This window comes from Lysinibacillus sp. GbtcB16, from assembly GCF_019091145.1.
Classification (GTDB): domain Bacteria; phylum Bacillota; class Bacilli; order Bacillales_A; family Planococcaceae; genus Lysinibacillus; species Lysinibacillus fusiformis.
Genome location: NZ_JAGXJV010000002.1, coordinates 596,823 through 606,321, shown reverse-complemented (window position 1 = coordinate 606,321; position 9,499 = coordinate 596,823). Strand labels below are relative to the sequence as shown.

Sequence of the window (9,499 nt, the reverse complement as noted above, 5' to 3'; positions counted from 1 at the left end):
TTTTTTGAGCTCTTCCCTTTCGATCCTCCGCTCTTGCCTTTTTTCGCTCCACTTGGGGAGCCTACTTTCGGAATCATTCCCAGTAAGCTTCCTGCTAATCCTAATAGACCCATTAGGCATCACCCCCACCAACAGGGATCATACCCATCATGTCTAGGGCGGAATCGAGGTCTGCTTCCTCTTCCTGTGAAGCGACTGACACAGGGGCTTTGATGGACCCTTCCATCGTGACCGCCTGTCCCTGGATATCCGTAATGCCGTCAAACACTATACTACTGGAGCCGCAGGTGAATCGCATGGATTCGGCTGCACTCATGGACACTCGCTTCCCTGCGAAGGTGATCGTATCATTCGCTTTGACTAGCAGGGAGGGCTTACTATGCACAGTGATGCCGCTGTCCTGATGAAGCTGAAGAAAAACAGCTCCCTCCTTGGCCGTAAATGTCACGGATTGTGGATCTAGCTTCATGTCCTTCCCTTTTGGCGTACCCCAGTAAGACGTTTTCGGATCAGCCGTTTTTGGGTTGGCCTCGCCACCTTTTCGTACACTGTGGCGAACAATCGCAGCTTCCTCTCGATGTGTCGGGAAGGCAAGATGAACATGATCGCCCTCCTCTGGCGGACTGTAAAAACCACTATGTCCTTCTGCTGTATATGGCGTAGCCAGTGGGAACCAGGTAGCTTCTTCCTTTTTTTGCGCCTCATCTATGCTGAGATGGAGTCGTAACTGATCCTTTTTGACCTCTAATACCTTTCCTTCAATCGCAGTACCTGGTAGGAACGGAATACTTCGTCTATCTTGACGTATGCCTTTTTTGAACAGCAAATGATACTCATAGGTAAGAATGCCTTGCTTCATGTGGGCGATGGATTTGGCTACCACCAGCTCCTTACCTTGGAGCTGCACACGATCACCTAGCTTCAAAGTCTTTTTAGACTCGATCACATAGGCGACGGTATCCCGCTCCTCTATTGGCTGATCGATGTCATTGTGCTTACTATGTAAAAACTTAGAGCGATCCTTTAAAATCTCATAATTTGCCACTGATAGCTTTTCCATTCGTCCTTCAGGTAGCCCAAACCAGAATTTCGGCTTATCCGCATCCACTGCAGGGATTAGCACTGTCCGAAAATGGGACGCCATACGTTGTAAAAATTGCCAATCCGTCTCTTTATATTGTAATATAAACTGCTTGAGAGGAGTAGCCTTCGACACGGTATCAATGACATCTGCACCTGCATAGTCTTTTAAAACCTTTTTTATCATTGCCTGATAAGTCATTTTATTATGCTGAAAGGAACGGTATTTTTGTTTACAGTCTAGGGTGAACGTAGATGATACAGCCTCTAGTTCAATTTGATATACTCCCCTCACCATACGTACAGCCATTTCTGTAACCTGACCTTTAAAAAGTGTGCGTATTCGTTGCCCTTTATTTTTTTGAAATAGCTCTATTCGATCTGACGTACTAGCATGTCGCATACAACTGTCTTTCTTTTCAGCAGGGATGAATCCCTTTATAGTTAACCTTGCGTGGTCATTCACTGTTTGGGTCAACATAAGATGATGCAACGTCTGGACTTCATAGGGGGATACGAGTTCAAGCTCACCGTATCCGATTACTTCCTCGTATGTGTTCACATGAATTCCCTTCTTTCCTCAAGGGACAATGGATTATTCTTGTCCATCATCTTCTACTTTTATCGTTCCACAATACATACACATATTAATAGATTGACTAATTAACGCTGGATGATTTTCAATTAATTGATCATTCTTGCCATTAATCCAGGGCATCGTGATGACAGGTGTACAGGGCATTGGCTTTAAAACACCATTATTGTCAGCAGTGGCTGCCGCAACTATTGGATTTGCTAATGTTTGGCATAAGCCAAATGGTTGAATATTGTCATGAGGCTTATAATCCATCGTATTCATCTGTGCCTTATTTTTCGTATAAACCCCATGGCTGACTGGCATTTTTAATATACTTGTTTGATCACCTTGTGAGCAGGATAATTTGGCACCAGCTACCACATAGCTCCGTTGGTCGCCGCCCTTTGTCTGTAATTCTTCTGACATCAAAAAACCATCCTTTCTATACGTAAGCTGTTGTAACTTTTACTAAACATAGTTGACGATGATTAGAAAATAATTATTTCCTTTTCGCTTCTTGCCCTTTTCAAACTATTTTCCTACTGCCAGAATATCGTTCCATCTTCCTTCGGTCTGTATTTTCCGTAATCGTATTCCCCTAAAATCTCTGCGCAGAATGCTCTCTGCTAATTCAATATTAACTACTATATAGTTTTCTTTAATTCCCTCAATTTGAAAGATGGGATAAAGGGCTGCTAAATGCTCGTCTATTACTAGCTTTTTTAATGTTCCATCCAGATGAAATTCAGTTTGAGCAGAGAGACAAGGAACTTTTGGAGGAATAACTAGCCAATATAATGTTTGCATTACTTTAGGCATATCCATGAGAACAACCGCTTTGAATGGCATTTGTGGTTCGTATTTTTCCACTAATTGTTTAACAGCATCAGAAAAGAGCATGATTGGCTTTTCAATCAAATCTGTATACACCATCTCGCCTTTCTCTAATACAGGAAATTGGCGTTCGAGCTCCTCTAATTCTTCCATTCTTTCAATTGTTAGTAGCTCTTTTTTTATTACTTGGGCTATACCAACAGGCTCGACAGCATTTGAGATGCGTTCATCCTGAGATAGAATAAAATAGTTCATTTCTCTTCTCCTTTTTCACCATGTCTACTTCCAAATGACACTTGCTGACTGGAATGGATCTAGCTTTAAATATGGCTGAGCCTCCTTAGAAAACATGGCCTTTTCTAAATTGGCCCCTGCAAAATTCGTATTCCTTACATTTGCTCCAATAAAGCTGGCCCCTCGTAAATTTGCTAGCTCAAAATTAGCGCCTTCTAAATTCGCATTTGTAAAACGAAGCGGTAAATAGCCTGGTGATGCCCATTTCTGGCGATCTAGCAAGCCACTCGCTCCCTGTACCTGTTGAAGATTGGCTCCCTGTAACTGACTATTGCTAAAATCCGCCTCATGAATGGCGCTGAAACTCAAATCTGTGTCCATTAGCTGACTTTCCCGAAAATTGGCGCCTATCAACAGACATTCACGCATTTGACAGTTGGTTAAATTGGTTTTCTGAAAAAAGGCATAGCGCATATCCAAGCCCTCATACGTTCCGTCAGCTAAGCGTAATTGATTAAATACCTCATATGGATATTCATCCTCTAGCTTTTCTTCTAGCCAAGCCTTTATTTCATCACTATCCTTCGATGAAAAGTCCTCGCTATAAACTACTTCGTTCATATCCATAAACTCACCAATACGTATTTCGACAGCTACATCCCGCTCCAGTGCTAAATACTCTGGGCATCTGATGATGTCTGGAAGCGCATATCTAGCAAGACTTATTAAATATTGATGAAAATGGCTGGCGTCCTGAAGTCTAATGCGCTCAATATCTGCTTGCGTAATTGCCCCCATAAATGTTTTACTATACAAACTTAGCTCTTGGATGTATTGCTCTAAATAATGATGCACCCAGCTAGCATCATAGGTAGTTAAAAGAGGTTGTAGGTCAAAGAACCATTCGTCATCCGTAGCCTCTACTAAATAGTGTGGATTTCTCTCCAATAGCTCTGTGCGTAGCATCGAAAATGTAATATGGGCAATTGGTCCTTTCTGGTGAAACGATTGCTGCTGGGCTAGTTGCTGACATACCTTTTGAAAGGACGACCTAAAATCCTCGGCTAGTTGATCTTTGAAGGCTTGGAAAAAATCCTCGAGCAGCAAAAGATAGTTCAACCTTCTTTTTTCTACTTCTGTGTCATAAAAATGCTGTAAAATTTCCTGTGCCTGCATTTGTGACTCCTTCTTTCTCTTTTGTTCATCTTTAATTGGCTTTTACTTCTTTTCCAAAAATTTGCACACTGCCATTCATAGTAATTTTACTTTCTTTGCATTGTAATGAAATTTCCTCTTCTGCAGACAAAAGAATTTTTTTGCTAGCATTCACTGTAATATCTGCTTCGGATATAAGCTTAATCTCTTTTTTGCTATAAATTTCAATACCGCTTGCTTCATTTAAACGAATAAAAATATCGCCATCCTGTGCGGTAATGAGAATTTCTGTTGGACTTAATTTAATCTCTTTACCAAAGGCTGTCCGGTAATATTTCGTCGAAGGATCGTCTAGCTTATTAGTGGCCGTTGTATCCAAGTTTTTTCGTACGGAGGTACTAGCAATCGCCTCTTCCTCACGGTGAGAAGGAAAATAGATGTGGACAAAATCATTGATTTCCGGCATACAATACCAGCCACTATGTCCCTCAGCTGTATAGCCTGTTGAGTAAAGGAACCAATGTGCCTTGCCCTTATCCTGCTTGTCATCAATGGCTAAATGTACCTTAATATGATCCTTGGCGACTTCTAACACTTTTCCTTCTAAGGACAAGCCGGAAATAGTAGTGTTAAATAGCTCACTTTTTCTCATGCCATTTTTCGTTGACAGTGTATAGTAATGCTTCAGCAAGCCATCCTTCATGGTCGTATTTGCTTCATATATATAGAGAGTTTGTTTATTAAATGTAACGTAATCTCCTATCTGAAGGACCTTGTCACTTTCCACCTCATAGTAAAGGAAATCATGCTCTCCCATACCTTCATTACCATTCTCTGTATATACAAGATAGTCTGCTAATTTTTTTCTGGTCGTGTAATGATAATCTTCTAGCTTTCCTTTAGCACTTCCAGCTGGAACACCAAAATGGAACTTTGGCTTGTCAAAGGTAGCGGCAGGAACGAGCCCTGTATTAAAACGAGAGGCCAGTCTTTTTAAAAATTCCCAATCAGTCTCGTAATATTGAAGGGTAAACTTTTCTAATTTAGCACCCTTTGTAGCTTCATCAATAATGTCTAGACCCGGGTAAAAAGGATTTAACAGTTTGAATAATGCCTTATAGGTCATTTCCTTATCCTGATAGGAGCGATTTTTCTTTTTAATATCTAGCTGATGGGTACTAGAAGCCGCTTCGACTTCGATATAATAGATGCCACGCACCGAGGTAACCTTCACATTTAAAATAACACCTTTAAATAATGGAGAAGGGACACCGAGGTGGTTAAGCTGGTTTACTTCAATGGCAGATCGTGCCTCGGTCATTTCGACATATGTATCTCTCGCCTCTTCAGGCACAATCCCAGTAAAACGTAACCTAGCATGTTCGTTCATTTTTTTTGTAAGGCTGAGCTCTTGAATGCTGACAAGCTCAAATGGCGATATTTTTATATGATGATAAGCCGTCACTGCCCCACTCATAGCAATGTCCCTCCTTTTTCTTCACTTGAAGCGAATTGTAAGGATTCCATCATGGCTCTCGCGATAGGGCGCCAAGTGTCAAGATCATCCTCCATACAATTGAAGGTGCCAATAAGTGCTCGCCCTTCGACAGAGGCAAAGAACATTAAATTAAAAATTTCTCCATCAATGGCAGGGGTAATGACCTCTAAAAAGCCTACTGTTTTTGCGTCGATCGTCAGAACCTCTGTATCTAGCCAATCTGCTGACGGCTGAGCTTGTTCAAGGATGTCCATCATATTTTCTTGAAATCCAGCGACTCCCTCCTCGTTTAATCGATGTGGTGTCAAATTGAAGGCAAGATTGATTGATGAGGATGTATCTGTAAAAATTAGGTTTGGTCTACGCTCAGATGGGTACTTTAAGGACGCTAGTTCAGCAGACATAATAGAAAAAAGCTTTGGCATTCGTATTTTCATTTTGCCATCCAATAATGATTGCTCCATCACTTGTACTTCTTCATCATCAATGGTGATAACATGTTGGTAAATATCGACTTCTTGTAGATCTTCCTGTTCGTCTTGTTCAGGCTCCTGTTCCACTTGTAATGCCGCTTGTTGCTGGGCTAACTCATGTCGTTCCTGATCTCTCATTTCATTTCTTAATGCAATAATCTTTTCATCTAAAAATTTCATCCCACTCACCTTCCGCTTCTTCAACGTATTTTCATCAACTACTTTTCAACTAATCAACGATCATTCGCTTTGGTCTACCTGGACTAGGCATTGGACTAGCCCCAGTTCCACGACCACCATTTTTGGCTTCACCTAATATACGGTTTAAATATTTGTGAATTTGACTATTGGAAAATGGTTGAAACTCTAGCTCTAACCGATTACTTATGTACATTTCAATGACATATCGCTGTACTCGTTCTTCATTTAAACACGCTAAGGCAAATGTAATGTCATAAGTATTGGTTGGACGATTTTTTAATAATTCCTTCGCAAAACACTGTAAAACCTTAGGATGATAGGTACTTTTTTGTACACCTGCATATTCACAGTGAAGATAGTTAACGGTATTGTATTCAGTGGTATAATCCGAAAAATCAATGGGCTCTGATCGCAGTTTTGCGCCTACTTTTAATTTAAAACGTACTATTTCCATTTCATTTGCGGCAAGATACATGGAGTTATCAAGAACAATGGTCGTTGTAAATTGCGTGAAATCTAAATGATTTACCTCTTCAGCAAAACGTACTTTTACTATCATTTCATTGCCCGTTGCTTCATAGGGAAGCTCATAGCTACTATGGAGCATATAGAGTCTTTTATTATGTTTCATGATGCCCTTGGTCAGAATAATGCTTGTATCTGTTACATGAATATGACAACCCGCTATAATGCCGTTTGAGTATTCCTCGAAATAGAGGTCTAAAAATTCCCTCGGGAAATCCCGCAGATTCTCTAGCATTTCCAGCTTTAAAATTCTTCCTTTTTGAAAATGTGGATATTGATTCGTAAACATCTGTTATTCTCCTCTTTTATTTTTTAGCAGATGCCTACTTACTTTAATCCATCAAAGAAATCTAACTCTGATAGATCTGTTTCAAAGGCAAAGAATTCCTTGCTGCCAATAAACAGCTGCTCCTCTTTCCTAGCCACTGGTACTACATGGAAGCCCCAATGATCCTCTCCTGCGAAGACGAAAAATTTCACTTCACCATTGGTAATTGAATCTGTCTCGTCCTGTGGAATTTTATTGGAATAGAACGACACAATACTCTCATAAAGCACTGGCACAAAATTTTCCTGCCTATTGAAATAGGTGTACTTTTGGGTTGCCTGATGATCACTTCCAGTTAGGAAAAATTCGACCTCTGTGACTCCCCATGGGCGTGAAATAGTTCCATGAATTTGATTCAATCGTTCTAAGCTACTGATAAGAAGTTTTTCTTGCCTGTTATGTGTAAATGCACTAACAGAATAAGGTACTATAGGAGCATTATTCGTAACGGTAGTTTCAATCATGCCAATTTTTTTCGCATTTAAGTAACGCAATGCTCCTCTTAAGCAGGCAAGCTTTAATTCTGGCACTTTCCCTACATTTTCAGCCTTTTGCCTAAACTCAATGCTACGGCCTGGCACAAATTCTTTTAAAGCCTCTCGAAAGGCATCAATTTTACAGGATTGTCCAGTCAGCTTAATAATGGAATATTCACCAAGCATGCCACTTTCATAAAACTCCTCTAAAAATTCGCGTACAATATCGTAAATATCTGCTTTTATAAGATGATTGATTTCTTTAATATTGAAAAAAACATTTGGATAATCGTAAACATCTTTAAATTGATGATGCTCTAATAGTGATAAGCACCAGCGATCTACTGTTGTGATATTCAAATCGCTATCCTGCTGTGTATCGCTTTCGGAATAAAAGCGGCTTCTCAAAATACCCGTTTTGCGGAAAAATTCCTTCTTCATTTCCTCTGCCATTTCCCATAAAAAATAATGATTATTGCGAACTCTTAGATACTCATCACGTGTCCGATTTTCATATTCCTTAAAGCGTGTAGGAATGATAGATTCAGCATCCTCAAATGCTTTTTCGAATTGCTGGTAGACGGCCTCTACGCCATAATCATCTACATATCGGTAAATATCCTTTCCGGGGATATCAATTAACGCATCAATGTCATATGCATTTTTCCCTCGGCTATAATAGTTCGCAAAAACAATTTTCATAAATTGGAAGATGCGATATGTAATATTATTCCCCCCAAAATTGGTATCACCATTTTCATAGGTTGTATGAATATCAATTTTGTAGGAAATGTGGCCGTCCTCTATGCGAAACTTACAGGAAGAGAGGTCTGTCGTTCCCCCACCACAATCAATAACAAGTGCTTTGTACTCCTTACTATCCATAAAGCTTTGATTCTCTATTTGATTGGCGATCGTGTTATATAAAACGGACATCCCTTCATCGAGAGCATGCTCTGTTTCAATTTGATATTCAGGTAATATGGCCTGAAACATATCTAAAAATTGAGTTTTCAGCTTGACAGGACTTGAAATATGCAAATGTTTAAATCGACACTTAAATTGGTGCTCAGCCATACGTATGATATAAAGTAAAAATTCTCTTATGATTTGACTACGCGGGACAAGTGCTGTATTGCCATTTGCATCCATCACTTCTTCTAATTTTGCATAATTACTAACCCAACGCTTGATTCCCTGAAATTTAGTAGCCAAGGAGGTATAACTATTTTTTTTCATCACTTTAAGCGCTTCATAGCCAAAATGGTAGCTTACATGCTCTGTGTTCGAGCAATCTGCTACTGAAAGCACTGTGGGCACTACTTCAATCCATTCGTTTTGATGAAGTGCGTCTGGGAATTGTACAAAATTAATGCTATTCAGTTCAATCCTCTTGTTTAAAAGGTCATGGCTACAAGGAGATGCGACATAATCACTATCCAAAAAAACACCAGCTGTTGTATTTGTTGTACCAAAATCAATTGCAAGGATAGCATTTGTAGTCTCTAATTGCTTCATCTCTAAATCTGGTATCGGTACTTTGTAGTAATGTAAATTAGTTGGTGGTAGCGGGATTTCCTGATAGTACGTTTTATACATATACTCGGAATCTTGCTTCCGTAAAAAGATAAAGCTATAGTTTTTATTTTTTGTCTCACGTATGCCAAGTGCTTGATCGGCAGTTAAATAATAACTTTGTGGTCTTTCATCATCCTTTACAATATTTAAAATTCCACATAACTCTAGCTGCTCATTCACAAGTAATACATTGGATTCCACTAGAAACCCACCTGTTTCAACTACATATTGATCGGGTTTATCTATTTTCATACCTTTATAGACATTCATTTTGGCGGGGATTTTAATATCCCCATTATCAGAAAGCGGCGTCTTTAAATATTTTTGCAAAGCCTCTTCTACTCTTTCAAAGCCCCCATCTTGGTTCTCTTTTATGAGAAGATGTTCCTCAGCTCCACGATATCTTACAATCTTTTCAATTAATTCGTCCCTTGTCAGCGTATTAATTAAACCTGTTATGAGCTTTTCCTTATAACAAATATTTCTAAGCTGAAAGGTTGTCATTTCCATTAGCTCTACACGTGTATAGGTCATATATTT

8 protein-coding genes are annotated in these 9,499 nt (G+C 39.5%); all 8 read right to left on the bottom strand.

From position 1 onward, the window contains the following. Window positions 1–112: 112 nt before the first annotated feature. The 8 genes from KVT27_RS14870 to KVT27_RS14835 all read right to left on the bottom strand — a co-directional run bounded on the left by KVT27_RS14870 (window position 113) and on the right by KVT27_RS14835 (window position 9,493). Window positions 113–1,642 carry a contractile injection system protein, VgrG/Pvc8 family gene (locus KVT27_RS14870; RefSeq protein ID WP_217581515.1) on the bottom strand — a complete coding sequence of 510 codons (1,530 nt, stop codon included), beginning with the start codon at window positions 1,640–1,642 and terminating at the stop codon, window positions 113–115. 33 nt (window positions 1,643–1,675) lie between these two features. Further along, window positions 1,676–2,083: a DUF4280 domain-containing protein gene (locus KVT27_RS14865; protein WP_008180110.1), complete on the bottom strand. Its 408-nt coding sequence runs from the start codon at window positions 2,081–2,083 to the stop codon at window positions 1,676–1,678. 105 nt (window positions 2,084–2,188) lie between these two features. After that, window positions 2,189–2,746 carry a hypothetical protein gene (locus KVT27_RS14860; protein ID WP_036149035.1) on the bottom strand — a complete coding sequence of 186 codons (558 nt, stop codon included), beginning with the start codon at window positions 2,744–2,746 and terminating at the stop codon, window positions 2,189–2,191. A gap of 24 nt (window positions 2,747–2,770) precedes the next feature. Next, complete coding sequence (locus tag KVT27_RS14855) at window positions 2,771–3,901, bottom strand: pentapeptide repeat-containing protein (protein WP_217581514.1); 1,131 nt, start codon at window positions 3,899–3,901, stop codon at window positions 2,771–2,773. Between the two features lie 31 nt (window positions 3,902–3,932). Further along, entirely contained in the window at window positions 3,933–5,357 is a 1,425-nt protein-coding gene (locus tag KVT27_RS14850) for a hypothetical protein (RefSeq protein ID WP_217581513.1), read from the bottom strand. Next, window positions 5,354–6,031 carry a hypothetical protein gene (locus tag KVT27_RS14845; protein ID WP_254636151.1) on the bottom strand — a complete coding sequence of 226 codons (678 nt, stop codon included), beginning with the start codon at window positions 6,029–6,031 and terminating at the stop codon, window positions 5,354–5,356. The genes KVT27_RS14850 and KVT27_RS14845 overlap by 4 nt, the downstream gene beginning before the upstream one ends. Window positions 6,032–6,080: 49 nt before the next feature. Beyond that, a complete protein-coding gene (locus tag KVT27_RS14840; protein ID WP_036221542.1) occupies window positions 6,081–6,866 on the bottom strand; it encodes a hypothetical protein in 786 nt (261 codons plus the stop codon). Between the two features lie 38 nt (window positions 6,867–6,904). Then, complete coding sequence (locus tag KVT27_RS14835; protein WP_217581532.1) at window positions 6,905–9,493, bottom strand: acetate and sugar kinases/Hsc70/actin family protein; 2,589 nt, start codon at window positions 9,491–9,493, stop codon at window positions 6,905–6,907. Window positions 9,494–9,499 lie beyond the last annotated feature (6 nt).